Source organism: Nocardiopsis sp. iso_40, assembly GCF_056173285.1.
This window is the reverse complement of record NZ_CM149666.1, coordinates 4,483,752-4,500,903: the sequence shown is the minus strand read 5'-3', so window position 1 is coordinate 4,500,903 and position 17,152 is coordinate 4,483,752. Positions and strand designations below refer to the sequence as shown.

The 17,152-nt window shown below is 73.3% G+C and carries 12 protein-coding genes; 6 read left to right on the top strand and 6 right to left on the bottom strand.

The window, feature by feature from the left end; all coding sequences use genetic code 11:
- Positions 1-303: 303 nt before the first annotated feature.
- The 3 genes from AC0VYD_RS19535 to AC0VYD_RS19525 all read left to right on the top strand — a co-directional run bounded on the left by AC0VYD_RS19535 (position 304) and on the right by AC0VYD_RS19525 (position 4,982).
- Complete coding sequence (locus AC0VYD_RS19535; RefSeq protein ID WP_475476917.1) at positions 304-1,392, top strand: hypothetical protein; 1,089 nt, start codon at positions 304-306, stop codon at positions 1,390-1,392.
- A 402-nt stretch (positions 1,393-1,794) separates the two neighbouring features.
- Complete coding sequence (locus AC0VYD_RS19530) at positions 1,795-2,547, top strand: ABC transporter ATP-binding protein (RefSeq protein ID WP_475476916.1); 753 nt, start codon at positions 1,795-1,797, stop codon at positions 2,545-2,547.
- Positions 2,541-4,982 carry an FtsX-like permease family protein gene (locus AC0VYD_RS19525; RefSeq protein WP_475476915.1) on the top strand — a complete coding sequence of 814 codons (2,442 nt, stop codon included), beginning with the start codon at positions 2,541-2,543 and terminating at the stop codon, positions 4,980-4,982. The genes AC0VYD_RS19530 and AC0VYD_RS19525 overlap by 7 nt, the downstream gene beginning before the upstream one ends.
- Before the next feature lie 132 nt (positions 4,983-5,114).
- On the opposite strand, the gene AC0VYD_RS19520 is transcribed toward AC0VYD_RS19525, so the two are convergent.
- The 4 genes from AC0VYD_RS19520 to AC0VYD_RS19505 all read right to left on the bottom strand — a co-directional run bounded on the left by AC0VYD_RS19520 (position 5,115) and on the right by AC0VYD_RS19505 (position 11,627).
- Entirely contained in the window at positions 5,115-5,786 is a 672-nt protein-coding gene (locus tag AC0VYD_RS19520) for a response regulator (RefSeq protein ID WP_475476914.1), read from the bottom strand.
- A gap of 13 nt (positions 5,787-5,799) precedes the next feature.
- Positions 5,800-7,245, bottom strand: a complete 1,446-nt coding sequence (locus AC0VYD_RS19515) for a sensor histidine kinase (RefSeq protein WP_475476913.1) — start codon at positions 7,243-7,245, stop codon at positions 5,800-5,802.
- A 10-nt stretch (positions 7,246-7,255) separates the two neighbouring features.
- The gene (locus AC0VYD_RS19510; protein ID WP_475476912.1) at positions 7,256-10,330 is read right to left on the bottom strand and encodes a tetratricopeptide repeat protein; all 3,075 of its coding nucleotides are present in this window, start codon (positions 10,328-10,330) and stop codon (positions 7,256-7,258) included.
- A gap of 214 nt (positions 10,331-10,544) precedes the next feature.
- Entirely contained in the window at positions 10,545-11,627 is a 1,083-nt protein-coding gene (locus tag AC0VYD_RS19505; RefSeq protein WP_475476911.1) for a serine hydrolase domain-containing protein, read from the bottom strand.
- Positions 11,628-11,719: 92 nt separating this feature from the next.
- Here AC0VYD_RS19505 and AC0VYD_RS19500 point away from each other — a divergent pair, with 92 nt between their 5' ends.
- Positions 11,720-12,295 (top strand): PadR family transcriptional regulator, encoded by a 576-nt coding sequence (locus AC0VYD_RS19500; protein WP_475476910.1) that lies wholly within the window; start codon positions 11,720-11,722, stop codon positions 12,293-12,295.
- Between the two features lie 34 nt (positions 12,296-12,329).
- Complete coding sequence (locus AC0VYD_RS19495) at positions 12,330-12,629, top strand: putative quinol monooxygenase (RefSeq protein ID WP_475476909.1); 300 nt, start codon at positions 12,330-12,332, stop codon at positions 12,627-12,629.
- A 39-nt stretch (positions 12,630-12,668) separates the two neighbouring features.
- Here the strand turns inward: AC0VYD_RS19495 and AC0VYD_RS19490 are convergent, their stop codons facing one another.
- Together AC0VYD_RS19490 and AC0VYD_RS19485 are read right to left on the bottom strand one after the other, a co-directional pair.
- Entirely contained in the window at positions 12,669-13,085 is a 417-nt protein-coding gene (locus AC0VYD_RS19490) for a MerR family transcriptional regulator (protein WP_475476908.1), read from the bottom strand.
- Between the two features lie 240 nt (positions 13,086-13,325).
- A complete protein-coding gene (locus AC0VYD_RS19485) occupies positions 13,326-14,681 on the bottom strand; it encodes a collagen-binding domain-containing protein (RefSeq protein ID WP_475476907.1) in 1,356 nt (451 codons plus the stop codon).
- 1,039 nt (positions 14,682-15,720) lie between these two features.
- Between AC0VYD_RS19485 and AC0VYD_RS19480 the strand changes: the two genes are divergently transcribed.
- Entirely contained in the window at positions 15,721-16,827 is a 1,107-nt protein-coding gene (locus tag AC0VYD_RS19480) for a DNRLRE domain-containing protein (protein ID WP_475476906.1), read from the top strand.
- Positions 16,828-17,152: the final 325 nt, after the last annotated feature.

Genomic DNA, 17,152 nt, shown 5'->3' with positions numbered 1-17,152 from the left:
GCGAAGGGGAAAGCAGGGCCTTTCGCGAGTGTTTCCCGATTCTTCGCACTCCGGAGGGGAACCCCGGCGTCTTCGCCGTCGGCCTGCTCCGCCGTTCTCGTCGGCCAGGTCCTTTCCCGGTGTTCCGGGGAGGCCGGGACAACGGGGTCATATCCGAGTGATCGGTGCGGGAAACGGCGAACAGGCAGGGGGAGGAGTGCCCCGGAGTCGGCGTTGGTGGCACGTGCACGCCGGTTCTCGGGCACACTTGCCAGAGGACCCTTTGTCGCGAGCCCCCTGCCCCCGTACCTAGGAGACACCCCCGTGGCCACCTTCGCCCGTACCCGCCTCGTGGCGGTCATCGTGGTGTTGACCGTCCCCGCGGTGCTGTTTCCGCTGGTCGGGCCATGGGTGCTCCTGTGGTTGCCGTTCGCCCTGATGTTGTTGGGCGCGGCCCTGGCACGCCCCGCCCCGCTGGACGCCGCCCTGGAGGCGCTCCTGGGCCTGGTGACGGGCGGGGGCCCGGCCGGGGACGGGAAGGCCGGGGACGTGCGGGTTCCGGGGCAGGACCTCCGGGGCCGTTCGGACCGGCCGGACCGGGGCGATGAGCCCGCGCCCGTCGAGGCGCCGCGCGGCGAGAGCGGGACCCGGGGGGTCCGCACGCGCCGCACCGAACTGCCGAGCGCTCTGGACGACTACGTGTTCGAGTTCTCCGCGCTCGTCCACTGGCGCTGGGCCCACCGGGTCGACCTGAGCCTGCGCAACCCCGCGGGCCCGGCCGTCCACTCGATCGTGCTGCGTGCCCGGGACATCCTGTGCGAGGTGCACCCCGAGGACCGCTCGGTGACCGAGAGTGAACTCGGGTCGGTGTTCGCGGTGGAGGCCCCCGTCGCCGGAGGCACCATCCAGGTGTGGGCGGACGAGGTCCGGCTGGAACTGTCCGCCGAGGACGACGAACGCCTCCGCAGCATGGCCCGTCTGCGCAAGGACCGCGCCCTGTGGACCGCCGAGCACGAGGCCGCGCGGGGCCGCGCGGCGGTGTCCGGTGAGCCCGGGCCGACACCGTCCCCCGAACTCCCCCCGCAAGCCCGGCCGCACCACGCCGGGCACGAGGACCCCGACGTGCTCGGGCTGTCCGACCTCGAGCCGCCCGAGCCCGACATCCCGATGCCCGGGAGCGGGGTCGACGAGGAGGGCTACGAGAGCTACTGGTGGCCAGCCGAGCAGGAGGCGGGCGAGGGCGCGGACGCCATGGAACAGGACGTCCAGGTCGCCATCCTGCGCGGGCTCATCGACTCCGTCGAGGACGAGGCCGAGCGGGCCGCCTTCGTCCGCGAACAGGTGGACATCCTGGAGCGGACCGGCTTCGGCCACGTCGCCGAGCGCATCCAGTCGGTGTATCCCGAACAGTAGGACCGCCCTCCTGCCCGCCCCGTCCCTCCCGGCCGGTTCAGCCGCCCAGTCGGAGGGCGAGGACCCCGGTGACGGTGAGGGCGACCCCCGCGGCCTGGATACGGGTGATCCGGTCGTCGCGCCCGGATCCTTCTCGGGGACGAGGAACTCACCGGGTCCGGGGTCGCCGACGTCCTCAGGCACGCGCTCCGCGGAGGACGACCCCGGCCCCGTACCCGCACACCGACCCGCCCCCGGGCCCGCACCGCACCCTGACCTTCGTCAGGGTGGTGCCCCGTCGGTCGCCACTGTCGCCCCCGGGCCGCCGATTCCTAGCGTTGTCCACGCACAGCAGGACACGCGAGGGAGCAGGCACCGCCGAGGCCGCCGAGGCCGGGACGCGGTGCGGGCGGAGAGGGCCGGATGAACACACCTACAGGGCAGCGGAGCAGCACACTCCGGACGGTCGACCTGGTCAGGAGGTACGGCGCGGGAGAGACCGCGGTCACCGCCGTGGCCGGGGTGAGCCTCGGATTCGAACCGGCACAGTTCACCGCGGTCATGGGCCCCTCCGGCTCCGGCAAGTCCACGCTCATGAACCTGCTGGCCGGGCTGGACACCCCCACCTCGGGGAGCGTGCTGGTCGAGGGGCAGGACCTGGCCCGGCTCGACGACCGCAGACTGACCCGGCTCAGGCGCGAGCGGATCGGTTTCGTCTTCCAGGCCTTCAACCTGCTGCCCGCCCTCACCGCGGAACAGAACATCCTGCTCCCGCTCAGGCTCGCCGGACAGCGCCCGGACCGCGACCGCCTCGACGAGGTCGTGCGCTCCCTGCGGCTCGGCGACCGGCTGGGGCACCGGCCCCCGGAACTGTCCGGCGGACAGCAGCAGCGCGTCGCGCTCGCCCGGGCCCTGCTCACCCGGCCTGCGGTGCTCCTCGCCGACGAGCCCACCGGGGCCCTCGACGTCACCAACGGTCGTGAACTGCTCGAACGCCTGCGCACGGCCAGCAGCGAACTCGGTCGGACCATCGTCATGGTCACCCACGACCCGGTCGCCGCCACCTACGCCGACCGCGTCCTGCTGATGTCCGACGGCGCCCTGCACGGAACCCTCGAACACCCCACGACCCAGCAGGTCCTGGCGGCCGTGGCCCGGGCGGAGAGCCGGTGCTGAGCCTCGCCTGGGCACAGACCCGAACCCATCCCGCCCGGCTGGCCGCCGTACTGACGGCCATCGTCCTGGGCACGCTCTTCCTGGCCGCGACCGCCGTGTTCTCCGCGACCTCCGACGCCGGTATGCGCGCCGTGGCCGCGGCACCGCTGGCCGCCGCCGACGTGGTCGTCGACCGCGACCCCGAGTCGGCCGACCCCGGGCCGGACTGGCCCGACGTGGTCGCCGACCATCCCGACATCGGCGCCGTCACCGCCCACCACGCACGTACCGTCCAACTCGCCACCGGGGAACGGCGGGGCGAGGCCAACGTCTACAGCTTCGCCGACGACCCCGCGCTGCGCTGGTTCGACCTGGCAGAGGGCGTCTGGCCCACCGACCTCGACGAGATCGTCGCCGACACCGCGACACTGGACGCCCTGGGGATCTCGGTGGGCGACACCGTACGGATCCTGCCCCGGGAGGGGGAGGACACCCGGGCCACCGTGGTGGGCGCGACCGACCCGGGCTTCCAGCCGCTGACCGGGGTCCAGTACACGCTCTACGCCACCGAGGCGCACTTCGAGGGCGACAGCGCGTTCAGCGTCCTGGCCGACACGGCCGACGGCGTTTCCGCGCCGGAGGCCGTCGCGAACCTCGGGGCCGCCCTGCCCGAGGGCCTCCACCCGGTGACCGCGGAGGAACAGGCGCGGCTCGCCGCCGACCGGTTCGCGGGGGGCTCACAGCAGCTCGGCATGATCCTGCTGGTCTTCGCGCTCATCGCCCTGCTCGCGGCCTCCGCGGTCATCGCCAACACCTTCACGATCCTGCTCTCCCAGCGCCGCCGCGACACCGCCCTGCTGCGCCTGGTGGGCGCGGACCGGTCCCAGGTACGGAACCTGGTCGTCGCCGAGGCGCTGATCGTCGGTACCGTCGGCTCCCTGATCGGCGTGTGCGCGGGCGTGGGTGTCGGCTACGCGGGAGCCTCCCTGGCGGGGCTGGCCGGCGGCGGTCCCGAGGTCCGGTTGGTCGCCCTGCTCGGAGCCTTCCTGGTGGGTGTGGCCACCACCGTGGGCGCCGCCTGGTTCCCCGCGCGGCGGGCGGCGGTGACCGCTCCGGTCGAGGCCCTGCGCGCGGCGCCCCTCCAGGGCGGGGTGCGCTTGCGCCCGGTGCACGTCCTCGGTGCCGCGGCCGCGCTGCTCGGGGCGGCCGCCATGGCCGCCGGGGTCGCGGCGCAGACCCTGCCCCTGGCGGTCGGCGGCGGTTCCGTCGGCGCGCTCGGCCTGCTCCTGACCCTGCGCTACCTGATCGCCCGCCTCCTCGGGGCGGTCGAACCCCTGCTGCGCCGGATGGGCGGTGTCCCCGAACTGGCCGGGGCCAACCTGCGACGCGACCCGGGCCGGGCGGCCACAGCCGCGCTCGCCCTCGTCCTGGGGCTCGGCCTGATCTGCGCGCTCACCACGGCCGCGGCGACCGGCCGCGCCACCATCGACAGCGACCTGCGCGACCGCTACCCGGTGGAGGTCAGCGCGCGCGTGGACGAGGGTTCGGTGGCTCCGGAGACCGTGGCCGCGGTCCGCGCCGTCGACGGGCTCGAACTGGTCGAGGCGCCCCGCACCGAACGGGTGGCGGTGGCCGGACTGGACGAGGTCACCCTGGTCGGGATCTCCCCGGAGCTGGCCGCCGCGACGGGCGCCGGGGAGCTGGCGGAGGCCGTGAACACCCCGGTCGTGCTGGTCTCCGGTGCACAGTTGAAGGAGCTCGGGGCCGAGGCGGGGGAGACCGTCGAACTCACCGTGGACAGCGTCCGGCGGTCCTTCACCGTCTACCCGTCCCACCTGGCCACCGCCTCCGGTACCCCGGCCCCGGTGGTGCGCGCCGACGTCCTGGACACCGTGGCCGGGGGCGGCGAACGCGGCATGGTGTGGGGCGTGGCCGCCCCGGGGGCCGACGCCGACGACCTCGCCGCGCAGATGAGCCTGGTCGCCGGGGCAGACCCGGACATCGCTCTCAGCGGGGCGCTCAGTGAACGCGCCGACATCACCGAGGTCCTCGACATCATGGTCAACCTGGCCCTGGTGATGCTGCTCGTCACCGTGGTCATCTCCAGCGTCGGGGTGGCGAACACGTTGGGCCTGTCGGTCCTGGAACGGACCAGGGAGTTGGCGCTGCTGCGGGCACTGGGCCTGACCAGGGGCGGGCTCCGCGGCACGCTGGCGGTCGAGGCGGTGGTGATCGCCCTGCTCGGTGCCGTCCTGGGGGTCCTGGTCGGGGTGCCCTACGGGGTGGTCGGGGTGGACGCGATCGTCGGCGGGACGGCGCCCCTGGTGGTGGCGGTGCCCTGGGGACGGTTGGGGCTGGTACTGGTCGCGGCCCTGGTGATCGGGGCGGCCGCCACCCTGTTCCCGGCCCGCCGTGCCGCCCGGATCGCTCCGGCGGAAGGGCTCAGCGGCGACTGACCGGGGCCGGGCCCGGCCCGACCGCGGTGATCCTGCTACCAGGGGCAACTTCGGCGCTGAAATCGCCTTTGGTAGCAGGATCACCGACGAGGGGACCCCTGGCCCACACCGGCGACGTATCCGGTCAGCCCCTCAGGAGTCCCGCTCCCGGTCCTCGCCGACCAGGCCCGCCTCGTACGCCAGGACGGCGGCCTCCACCCGGTTGCGCACCCCCAGGCGTTTGAGGATCGTGCTGACGTGGCCCTTCACCGTGCCCTCCACGAGGAAGAGCCGTGTGCCGATCTCCTGGTTGGACAGGCCCGAACCCAGCAGGGCCAGTACCTCGCGCTCGCGGTCGGTCAGCCCGGCCAACCGCTCCCGGGCGTCCAGACGGCCGGTCGAACGGGCGTGGTCGAGGCTGTCGAGGACACGTCGGGCCACCCTGGGGGAGAGGAACGCGCCGCCCTCCGCCACCGCCCGCACGCCCAGCAGCAGCTCCCTGGGGTCACCGGTCTTGAGGAGGAACCCGTCGGCGCCCCCGTCGAGGGCGCGGACCACGTACTCCTCCTCGCCGAAGGTGGTCAGGATGACCACGGCGGTCCCGGGGGCCGACCGACGCATCTCGGCGGCCGCGTCCAGACCGTTCATCCCGGGCATCCGGATGTCGACGAGGGCCACGTCGGGACGGTGGGACCCGGCCATCCGGACGCCCTCCCGGCCGTCGGAGGCCTCGGCGACGACCTCGACCTCCGGGTCGTTCGCCAGGATCGCCCGCACACCCGCACGGACCATCGCCTCGTCGTCCACCAGCAGAACCCTGATCACGCCCGGTCTCCCGTCACCTCACCAGCACCTCGGCCGAAACCAGTCTCTCCGGGCCGAAGCACAGACGGTACCGGTCGTACCCGCCCGCGAAGACGTCGGCGCTGGACCGGTAGTAGCGGCACTCCAGCCCCTCCCGGGCTCCGGGAGGGGTGCCCTCCCCGGCGGGCTCCGGGTAGAGCTCCCCCTCGGGGAGCAGCGCCTCCGCCCCGGCCCTGTCCTGTCCCGGCCGCAGCCGCTCGAAGACATCGGGGGCGAGGGTGGCGGTGGCCGCCTGGTGTGCCGTGAGCACCAGCACCAGCACGTACCCCGCCACCGCGGCCAGGGCCGGGACCCCCACGACCACACCGATCGCCCACAGTGCCCGACGGCGGGCCCGGCGGTAGCCGAGCAGGCGCGCGTGGACCCGGGGAGCCCCCTCGGCCCGGCGCGCTCCGGAGTCCTCCCGCTGGTCCTGCCCGGTGAACGTCCGGGAGCCGGGTCCGCGCACCGGCATCCGGGCCGAGACCACCCACAGGCCGCCCTCCGGTCCGGCGGAAAGTTCACCGTCCACCAGGCGCACCCGTTCGCGCAGGCCCACGAGTCCGCTTCCGGCGCCGGGAGCACGGTCGGGGGAACGGGCGCCCGCCGCCACGGTGTTGGCCACCCGCACGGACACCGCGTCCGGCGACCCCGCCAGGACCACCCGCGGCGCCGACCCCGGCGCGTGCTTCGCGGCGTTGGTCAGGGCCTCCTGGACCACCCGGCGGAGAGCCCGGTCCACCAGCACGGGGAGTTCGCGGAACTCGCCCTCCCGCTCCAGGGACACGTCCATGCCCGCCTCGACCGAACGCCGCACCAGCGCGGCGACACCGTCGCCCGCCGGGTCGAGCGGGGCGGCCCCGGAGTCGGCGCGCAGGACCCCGACCGCGTCCATGAGCTGATCGGCCGCCCGACCGGCGACCTCCCGCAGCCGACCGGCCTGGGCCCGGCGCTCCCCGGTGAGGTCCTCCGCCATCTCCAGGGCACCCGCGCCCAGGGCGAGCAGGCTCAGCTCGTGCCCCACGGCGTCGTGCAGGTCCTGGGCGATGCGCGAGCGCTCCCGCATCCGGGCCCGTTCGGCCATGAGTTCGCCCTCGCGCTCCAGGATCCGGGCCTGCTCCCACCCCGACCGCTCCAGTGCGGAGGTGCTGCGCATGTACAACCCCACCAGCCACGGCAGCAGCACGGTGAACACCGCCAGGATCCCGGAGGTGACCCACATGCCCAGGGGCTGACCGCCGAGGGCCAGGGCCGCCGCCCCCACGGCGGCCGCCGCCAGCCAGGCACAACCCGCCACCCGCGGGTCCCCGGACAGGCGGCCGGTGAGCAGGGCGGGCAGGGGCACGGCCAGGAGCAGCGGCGGCCAGAACACGGCCGAGGCCAGCAGGACGAGCACGGCGGCCGGGGCCAGGCGGCCCCAGGGGACGCGGGAAGGACGCATACCCCGGAAACTAACCCGCCCGACCCCGCCGCGTCGCCCGTCGAAAGTCAGGGTGTGCCTTCCGGCCAGCCCGCTCCGCCGGGTTCGCGCCCAGCGCCGAGTCGGAGCCGTGCTCGACGACCCGGAGCATGTCCTTCACCTCCACGAGCAGCGACTCCGGCACGATCCCCAGCCGGACGCCCTCCCGTGCCAGCTCCTCGGCCCGGTTGAGGATCCGCCACGCCTCCAACAGGTCGCGGCGGGCCACGATCCCGGCCAGCAGCCGCATCGCACGCAGCTGGCCCGAGCGGTGCTGCAACCCGCGGTACCCCTCGATCGCCACCCGCGCCAGCTCCTCGGCCTCGGTCAGCCGACCCACCCGCTGCAACGACTCGGCCGCCATCCGGTGGGCCCTGGCGTGCCACCACTTGTCACCCAGCTCCCGGAACCCCCGGGCGGCCCGCAGGAACTCCTCCTTGCCCCGGCTGCGGTCGTGCGCCAGCAACACCTGCCCCAGCACCAGACAGGTACGCCACCGCCCCCATTCATCACCGATCTCCTCGAACGCCCGCTCCGCCTCCCGTAACCGGTCGAGCTGCCGTTCGCCCTGCCAGGCGTCCCTGAGCTCCCTCCGGCCGCGCAGCGGTCCCCGCCCCGGCCCCGGTTCGGCACACCGCTGCGCGTACCCGGCGGAGCCGTCGACGAACAGCCCGGCCACCCTGGCGCGCTGCCGCTCCGGCCACTCCGGGTCCCGCGCGGTCAGCCGACGGCGGTCCCGTTCCCGCCCGGGGCTCAGCAACAGCTCACACGCCCAGGCCTCCCGGTTGAGCTCGTTGGTGGACAGCTGGCCCAGCGAACGCAGGTAGCGCGCCCGGTACCAGTTCTCCTTCGGGGCCTGGGAGAGCTGCTCCAGGCCGTCGGCGAGCACGAACCAGGCGTTCAGCGTGTACCCGCGCAACCGCAGTACCTCGCCCCGCTGCAGTTGGACCCTCGCCCGCTGCTCGGGTACGTCCCGGGACCCCACGAGCAGCTCCTCGGCCCGGGAGAGCAGGGAGTAGGCGCGCTCCAGGTGCCCCTGGAACCGGTCGACCTCGGCCAGGTTGCACAGCGTCCGCGCCCACCACCAGCGGTCCTCGTGCTCCTCGAAGATCCGCGCCGCCCGCTCGATCTCGGCCCGGCCGTCGTCCAGGTCACCGCGGCGGTACAGGTTCACCCCGATGGCCCGGTGCGCCCGCGCCGACCAGCGCGGGTCCACCGAGGGGTCCAGTTGCTCCAGCACGTACAGGGCGGTCAGGGCGCGCTCGTAGCCGGTGTCGTGGTCGCCGTGGCCGCTGGCCACCTCGGCCCTGTCGAGCAGGGCCACCCCGTAGGCGAACGGGTCCGCCATCTCCAGGGCCAGGCCGGTGGCCTGGCGGGTGGCTCCGCGTACGGCGTCCCAGTGCGTGCGCCCGGTCCGGCACAGGACCGCGAAGGCCCGCCGCAGCCGCCATCCGTGCGCGGGTAACCGCGGACCGTCCCCGCCGGGCGCGGTCCACCGGAAACAGACCTCGAACCCCCGGCGCTCGGACTCCAACCAGGCGAGGGGATCCGCGGGGCCGGGCACGGACGCCGAGGGCGCCACGCGCTCCCCGCCCCGGCCGGGCACCGGGGCGCCGAAGTTCCACTCGTGCGGGGCCGCGCGGCGGGCGGCGGCCTCACCGATGCGTTCGAAGGCGCCGAGCAGCCGATCCACCGCCGGAGCGAGCGCCTCCGCGGACCAGTCCGTCCGTTCCTCCTCCGGGACGCCCAGGACGTGCGGGCCCGCGGTCAGCAGGGTGTCCCGGACCCGGTCGTGCAGCTGGAAGCGGTCGAACCCGCCCGTCCTGTACAGGTACGTCACCAGGTAGCGGTGGCTCATCCGCAACAGCATCCGCCTGGCCTCGTCCTCGGAGGTGTCCAGCAGGGCGGCGGCAGCCCAGGCGGCGAAGGTGGTCAGCCCGGTGGCGGCCAGCCTGTTCAGGAGCAGCCGCTCCGCTGGTTCGCACTGCTGCAGGCTGAAGGCGAGCGACCGTGCGACGGCCCGGGGGCCGGGGACGTCCAGCCCCCTCATGTGGTCCAGCAGGTCCGCGGCTCCCGGGCCGTCCTCCCTGGTGATCTGGGTCCCCGCCAGGCAGAGGGCCAGGGGCAGCCCGTGGCAGGCCCGGACCAGTTCGGGCAGGGCGTCCCGGTCCGCGGCGGCCAGTTTCCGCCCCGAGGCCTCGACCAGCCGGTTGACCAGTTCCAGGCTCTCCCGCGGGGACAGCGGGGCGAGTCCGCGCTGCAGCATGGGCTGTTCGGCGTCGGGGAAACCGTTGCGGCCGGTGATCAGCACGGCGCATCCCCGACCGCTGGGAAGCAGCGGCTCCACCTGGGCGTAGTCCTTGGCGTTGTCGAGGACGACGAGCAGCCTGCGGTCCTGTGTGGCGGTCTTCCACAGCCCGGAGAGTTCGTCCAGGGAAGCGCCGTCCGGGGGCCGCCCGCCGAGTTCGGCGACCATCTGCGCGAGCACGTCCTCGGGTCTGCGAGGCTCCCGGCGCCCCGAGGAACCACGGTCCGCGCCACCGTAGAGCTCGAACTCGATCTTGCCGTCGGGGAAGCGGTCGGCGACCCGGTCCACGACCTGGGCGGTCAGCTGGCTCTTCCCGGTGCCGCCCTCCCCGGTGACCGCGATGACCAGCGGACCGCGGGAGCGGCGCCCCGGAACCCGCCGGAACGGGCGGCGCAGGAGGCCGCGCGCCCCGGTACGGGGGAAGCGCTCGAACTGTTCCACCAGCTCCGCCATGAGCGCCTCGTGCCCGGTGAAGTGGTCCACCGGCGGGGGCAGGCGGCGCCTCAGCGCCGGGGCGTCCTCGGAACCTGGCGCCTGGTCGAGGCGTTCCAGGAGCAGTTGGGCGGTGACCGCGGTCCCGGTCCCGAGCAGTCCGACCGCCGCGAGCAGCAGCCCGCCGTCCCCGGGTGCCAGGTCGGGGACCCCCTGGGCCGCCGTGCCCAGGCCGACCAGCGTCGCCAGCCCGCCGACCAGTCCGGTGTGGACCGGCCGCCACTGCCGACGCGGGGGAACGCCCGAACCGTCGGACCGTCGGTTCACCGTCACCCTCCCGCACGTCTGGATTCTCCTTGTGTGCCGGGCTTGTGGGCTTTCGGTGGTCCGGCAGGGAACCGATCCTGCTGCGCTCGGGCCGCCGGTGTCCACACGTGCGGGGGGCGACCATGGGACGTTCACCCGATCGGCGGTCCTCGGACACCCGCGGTGCACCCCGGGGACAGGGAGGCGGGGGCGGCCCGGGCCCAGCCGGGACCGGTCAGCAGTCGAGCCCGGTCAGCAGCCGGGCGATGCGGGCGTGCGCCATGAAGCTCGGGTTCACCTGGCGGGTGGAGTGGAAGTTGAGCACCACGTGGGCGTCCTGCTCCGGGTAGTGGTACAGGTGCGTGGCCCAGACGCCGTTGTGTCCCACCGGCTGGGGGAGGCCGCGCATCAGCGGGGGGAGGAACTCGCCGAACCTCAGTGTCATGGAGCCGGCGCCGTAGCGGATGCCGCGGCGGAACCGGCGGCGGGGCCGGAGGAGGTGGTCCAGGCTCTCCCGGGAGACGAGCAGTCCCCCGTGCAGGGCCTGTTGGAAGCGCAGGAAGTCCTCGGCGGTACCGACGACGCCGCCGCAGGCCCAGTCGATGCTCACGGAGTGGGCGCGGCTGAGTTCGTGGCCGTCGAGCCAGAACGGTGCGACGTCGAGTCCGGCGAGGTCCTCGGGGGCGTCGTCGGGGTCGTAGGGCGTCGAGGCGCCCGTCATGCCGCCGGGGTCGAGGACCCGTCCGCGCAGGAGGTCGGAGAACCGTCCGCCGGCGGCCTCCTCGGCGATCCTCCCGAGCAGGACGTAGCCGGTGTCCGCGTAGTGGAAGCGTTCTCCGGGACGTCCGGCGGCTGGGAGCCCCCTGACCTGGTCGAGCAGGTCCGTGGGGCGCCAGCGGCGGCCGCGGTCGGCGGCGACCGCGCTGCTCGACGCGGCGGTCCGAACGCGGCCCGGGGGTTCGAAGTAGTCGGGGATCCCGCTGGTGTGCGTCAACAGGTGATCGACCGTCACGTCCGCGGCGACGTCCGCGCCGGGGGCCGCGGGCAGGCCGGTGAGGTCGCCCGGGGGCAGCAACGCGCCGAGGGGCGTGGTGAAGTCGAAGCGGCCCTCCTCGGCGAGCTGGGCGATGAGCACGGCCGTCATGAGCTTGCCGACGCTGGCGGCGTGGAAGGGCGTGGACAGGTCGCCGAAGTCGAACCCGAGCCCGGGCGCCCGGACCAGTACCTGGGGTTCGGGCATGCCGTGGCGGCGGCGGGCGGTCCGTTCGAGCCAGGTCCGCAGGCGGTTCGCTGCGTGGCGGGTCGTGGTCGAGGGCATGGCAGGACACCTCATCGGGGGGTCGGAGGGGGCGTTCTGCTCTATATGTCTAATAGACATGTCTATTAGAGTCAACGGTTTAGACTCGGGCCATGTCCCATGTGATCCTCGGCCTGCTCCTGATCTCCCCGATGAGCCTCTACGACCTCGTCAAGGCGTTCGAGGCGGGGGTCTCGCTCTTCTACAGCGCCAGTTCCGGCAGCATCAAACGCGCCCTGGACAACCTGCTCAGGCAGGGGCTCATCGAGGTCGCCAGCGTCGACCCCGGGGCGCGCGGGAGAAAGGTGTACCGCGTCACCGAAGCCGGCCACGAGGAGTTCCGCGCGTGGATGACGGGGGAACCGGCAGGGCAGGACCTGGAGGCCGTGGCGCTGCCCAGGCTCTACTTCCTCGGGCTGTTGGAGCCGGACGAGCGCGCACCGGTGCTCCACCGCATCACCGCGCGCATCGAGGCGGACCTGGCCCGGCTCACCGGACTCAGCGAACACCTCGAAGGCCGGGACATCCCGGAGGGGCTCCGCGACGTCGCCCGGCACCAGTTCGCGACACTCGACTACGGGATCGCGGCGCACCGCTTCGCGCTCGACTGGTTCCGTCGGCACGCCGAACGCCAGGAGGGCACCGTAACGGGGGAGGCACAACCCGCCCCGCGTCCGGAAGCGGATTGACTTCGAGCGCGCTCGAAGTCCTAACGTTCCCGGCATGAAGCAGACCACCGCCTCGCCCTACGAGGTCACCGCCCGTATCCGCTGCACCGACCCCGACCGTGCCGAACCGGCGCGCACCGCCCTGGGCGCCCTGGCGGAACAGACCCGTTCCGAGCCCGGCTGCCTGGCGTTCTCGGTACACGAGGAGACCGGAGCACCCGGTTCGTTCGTGCTGTGGGAGGTCTTCGCCGACGAGGAGGCGTTCCGGCGGCACTTCGAGTACCGGCACACGCGCTCGTACCTGGAACACGAGTTCACCGAGGTGGTCGAGCACTGGGTCATGCGGCCCGTATGAGACGGCCGGTGCGGGACGGCCCTGGTGCGGGGGCCGGGCTCACCCGGCCCCCTCGCCCGTCCCGCAACCCTCTCGGGCGTCGATGAGCGTCTCGTAGGCCGCGACCTTGGCCTCCAGGGCCCTCTCGTGGCCCAACAGGAGCGAGATCCGCTCACGGAGGTCTTCGTGGTGGTCGGCCAGTATCTCCATCCGGGCGCGCAGGGTGCCCGCGCCCTGTTCGCGGAGTTCGGCGTAGCGGCGCATCCGGGCGAGCGGCATCCCGGTCTCCCTGAGCCGGAGCAGGAACCGCAACCACTCGATGTCCTCGTCCCGGTAGCGGCGGTGGTTCCCGGCCGAACGCCCGACCGGCCGGAGCAGGCCGATCCGCTCGTAGTAGCGGAGCGTGTGGCCGCTGACCCCGGTCCGTTCGGCCATCTGCGCGACGGTGAGACCTTCGGTGCCGTGTTCGTCAGTCACGACCCGCAACCTACAGCGATGCCCGGACCGGTGCTCCGCCGCTCCGCCTCGAACAGAGCGCTCGGCCCTCATGCGACGGACCAGCGGTCCCGGGGGGAACACGGGCCCCACCGCGGTCGAGCCCGCCGGGGGAACGGCGAAGGCACCCGCCGCCGACCACAACTCGGCCGCGGGTGCCTCCAGTACCGCCGGGACCGCTCCCAACATCAAGGTTCGTTCGACGGGGGAGCGGCGGCCGACTCAGGCCCTCCTGCGTCGGCCCACGACGAAGGCGGCGATCCCGCCCGCGATCGCGGCCACGGCCGCGACCACCAGCAGAGCCAGGTTCGCACCGGTCACCGGCAGGGTGTCCGTACCGGCCCGCTCGTCGGCCGGGGCTTCGGTGCCGGGCTCCTCGGAATCCGGCACCTCCTGCCCGGGGCCTTCCTCCGTGCCGGGCTCCTCGGTCGGCTCCCCGGGCTCGTCGGCGGGCGGTGTGGGCTCGGGGCTCTCCGGCTTCTCCGGGTCCCCGCCGCCCGAGCAGAGCGGCAGTTCGCCCTCGAAGGCACCGTTGTGCAGCTCACCGTTGCCGGTGACGCCCTCGGCGAGGGAACCGTGCTCGAAGGAGGCGGCGACCACCGCGCCCTCGACGTTGGACGGGGACAGCCACCGCACGCGTGCGTCCGGGGCGAAGACCGTGCCCTCCAGGGTGCGGCTGTCGGGGGCGAAGGTGACCCCGGTGGCGTCGCCGAAGTTGAACAGGACGTACCGCGACTCCGCCAGGCCGACACCGGCCATGTTGGGTGTGCGCCACTCGAACTCACCGTCGACGCCGGAGGTGTCGACGTTCACCAGCAACGGGGCGTCGGCCGAGGGCTCGTCCTCGAAGGTGATGACCTCCAGGTCCGCCAGGTCCGCGGCGTCCACGTTCCAGATGTTGGGCCCGGAGGCCAGGGGGAGGGTCACGTTGGCCCCCGAACCGAAGGGAGGGGCTGCCTCCTCCCCGTCGCCGGTCCGCACCGGGATCAGGTTGCCCCGGCAGGCCGCCATGCCGGCGGCGCGCTGCCGGTACTCGGGGAACAGGGCGGCCACGTCGAACGCCTCCGCGGTGACCGATTCCTCGGGCTGCCCGGTGGTGAGGGAGATGCGCGGTGTCGACTCGCGCCCGCCGGGGGCCGAGACGACGGTGGAGACCTGTGCCCCGTTGGCGTCGGTGGTGCTGATCTCGGCCCCGGTGGGGTCGCCGACCTTGACATGACCGTCCTGCAGGACCTTGAGGTGGCCTTCGCTGCCGTCGAGGTCCACGCCGCCGTTGACGACGAGCGCGGAGGGCTGTTCGTCACCGTCGCCCACGTAGGTGCCCGGAGTGTGGGCGGCGACGTTGTAGGAGCCGAAGGCCAGGTCGCCACCGACGGCGACGGGGCCCTCGGATTCGTTTCCGGCCAGCTCGGCCCGTCCCTCGACGAGCACGAGGAAGCCGTTGCCGCCCGCCAGGGGGCTGACGGTGGTGTCTGCGGCGGCGGTGCCCGGAGCGGCCAGGGCGAAGGCGAGCAGGGCGGCCCCGCTCAGGCGGGTGCCCCTCCGGAGAGCAGAGGAGCGGGATGGGGATTCCGGCATCAGGGGTTCCCTAGTCAGCGTGGGAGATGTGGAGGTAAGGACCCCGTCGCGGCCGCCGGGTTCGGCAGACGCCTTCCGGCGGTGACGGGTCCGGAATCATCCAAGTCCACAAATCGGGTATATCAAAACCACTGGCGGCCCTCCGCGCCTCCAGGGCGCGGAGACCGGACCTCCGTGAACCCTCCGGCGAACAGGCTGTTCACGGGTGCGGGCATCGTTGGCGGCCAGGACCCTGCGGACAACACCTCTCCCTTGGCGCCCTCCGGTTCACATGGCAACTCTCACAACTTCCCGGCCGGTTCTCGACCGGGCCGGTACGAGCTGCCTCCCTGCCGTGCCGCCGTGTCCTTCGGTGAGGGTTCGCCGCCCCCGGGCTCGGGACCCTCGCCCCCTCGGCGCGGGCGGTGCCCGGAGGGGCGGGCCCGGGGGTGATGGGCGGATCCGGTTTCCGACGGGACGGAAAAAGGTTCCACGTAAATTGGTGCTCGCGTATGCGCGTTTTTCGGCGTGCTGAAACAGGTCGAGGTGCTTCTGCTGCCACCGCTTCCTCGTGGGCTCTCCGAAATCGGTGTCCGTGTGGAACTGGGGTGTTTCTCCCGTCGTGCTTTCCGGCCTGGCCGCATCCTGGGTCCGGGTGTCTTCGAGAAAGCGGGCGGGACACCGCCGTGCTCGGCGGCCGGGTCGCCCGTCCGCCGGTGAGGGCCGGACCGAAACAGCTCCGGCGGGGCGCCGTTCCGGTGCGAGGGCGTGTCTGACGCGGGAGTTCGTCGGCCCTTCGGGGGTGCTGGGTTTTGGTCCGAAGTGAACTGGTGTTCGGTGTTTGCCGAATGAAGAACGCCGTGGCTTCGGGTGGTTGCGAAGGGGTGTTTGGCGTCTATGTTTCTGTTGTCATTAACCTTGGTTTTTGGTCTGCTTTTATGTTCCAGATGTTTGTGGGGTGCTGTGGGAGTTTGGTAAATTCCTTGTGGTTGGAGCGGGGTGCACAGGCCCCGCCAGAATTCTTTTCAGTCATACATGGAATGTGTAGGCACCACCCGTAATGCGTCGTTCCCTGGCCCGCGCGACGGCAGTTGGTGCGGCTTGCGCCCTGGCCCTTCTGCTGGGGGGACCCGCGCCCGGCACGGTCGGCGAGGAGGCTCCCGCCACCCCCGAGGACACGGTTGCCTATGGGGGCCCGGTCGGCGTACAGGCCTGGCCCGCGCCGACCGACGAGATCACCGCGGGTCCGACCGGATCCGACGGCGCCCCCGCGGACGGCACCCGCGTCCCGGCAAGCTCCGGCGGTGGCCGAACCGAGGTCGAGAACTCCTTGTGGACCTACGTGGACCGCGCCTCCCCCGACCGTCCCCACAGCGGCACCGGAACCGACACCGTGGGTACGGGGCGCCTCGCATGGGACCGCGTCTACATCCGCAGGGCCCTGTTCCGGTTCCCGGTGGCCCTCGGCCCCGAGACCGTCGTGGACTCCGCCGTGCTCCGCGCCGAGGTGGCGTGGTCCTATGACTGCGGCAGCGACTCCTTCGTGCAGTTGCACCGGGTCGATCCCTTCCACACCGGAACCACCTGGAACGACCAGCCGACGGCTCGTGCCCTGCTCGACACGCGAAACGTCAGGGGCGGGCACACCGCCTGCCCGGCGACCGGCGGTGTGGAGTTCGACGTGACCGAGGCCTACCAGCGGGCCGTGGACAACGGAGAGGCCCACATCCACCTGCGGCTCGGCGAACGGGACGAGTCCGGGAGCGCGGCCTGGCGCCGCTTCGACGTCCGTGACAACCCTCCGGTGCTGGTCGTCGACCACAGCCCGTCACGAACCCCGGCCCCGCCCCCTGACCCGGGCGGGCCACCGGAAGCCGTGTCCCCCGGCGGTCAAGCCACCGTCCATGAAGAGCACGCCTCAGCCCCCGCGCCTCAACAGGCCGCGGAGGGCGGGGCCCACTCCGTCGACACCGTCCCCAGGTCCGGGGGAGCGGACGACGCCCGTGTCCGGGAACCGGACTCCGGCGCTCGGCTCCCGGCCGGTGGTGAGCCGGACCGTTCCCAGCAGGGGGAACGCATCGGCCGTCCGATCCCTCCGGACGGCCACCGGCGGCAGGCCGGGGACACCGCGCCCAGGGCCCGGGGACCTCCGGTCACCACGCCGTAGTGAAGACACCCCCCGGTTCACCGACCGCGGGAAACCGGCTGACAGACGACACCCCCTCTCCCGATGCGGATCCGGTTGGGCGGCGGACCGCATCGGTGGCAACCCGAGGAAGTCGGGCGGGCCGTTCCCCGAGCCCCACGGTGGGCGGGGCCCGGGACGGTCGAGGAGTCGTGCCCCAGCCGCACCGGCCACAGGGCGCAGTGGCCGTCTGCGGTGACGGGACGATTCCGCGCAGCCGACAGGATGTCCGTCCCAGAGACCGGACGCACCCACGCCTGGAGTCGGGTAGGGCTTCTGGCTGGGGAGCCGCGGTGGTCCGGAACCA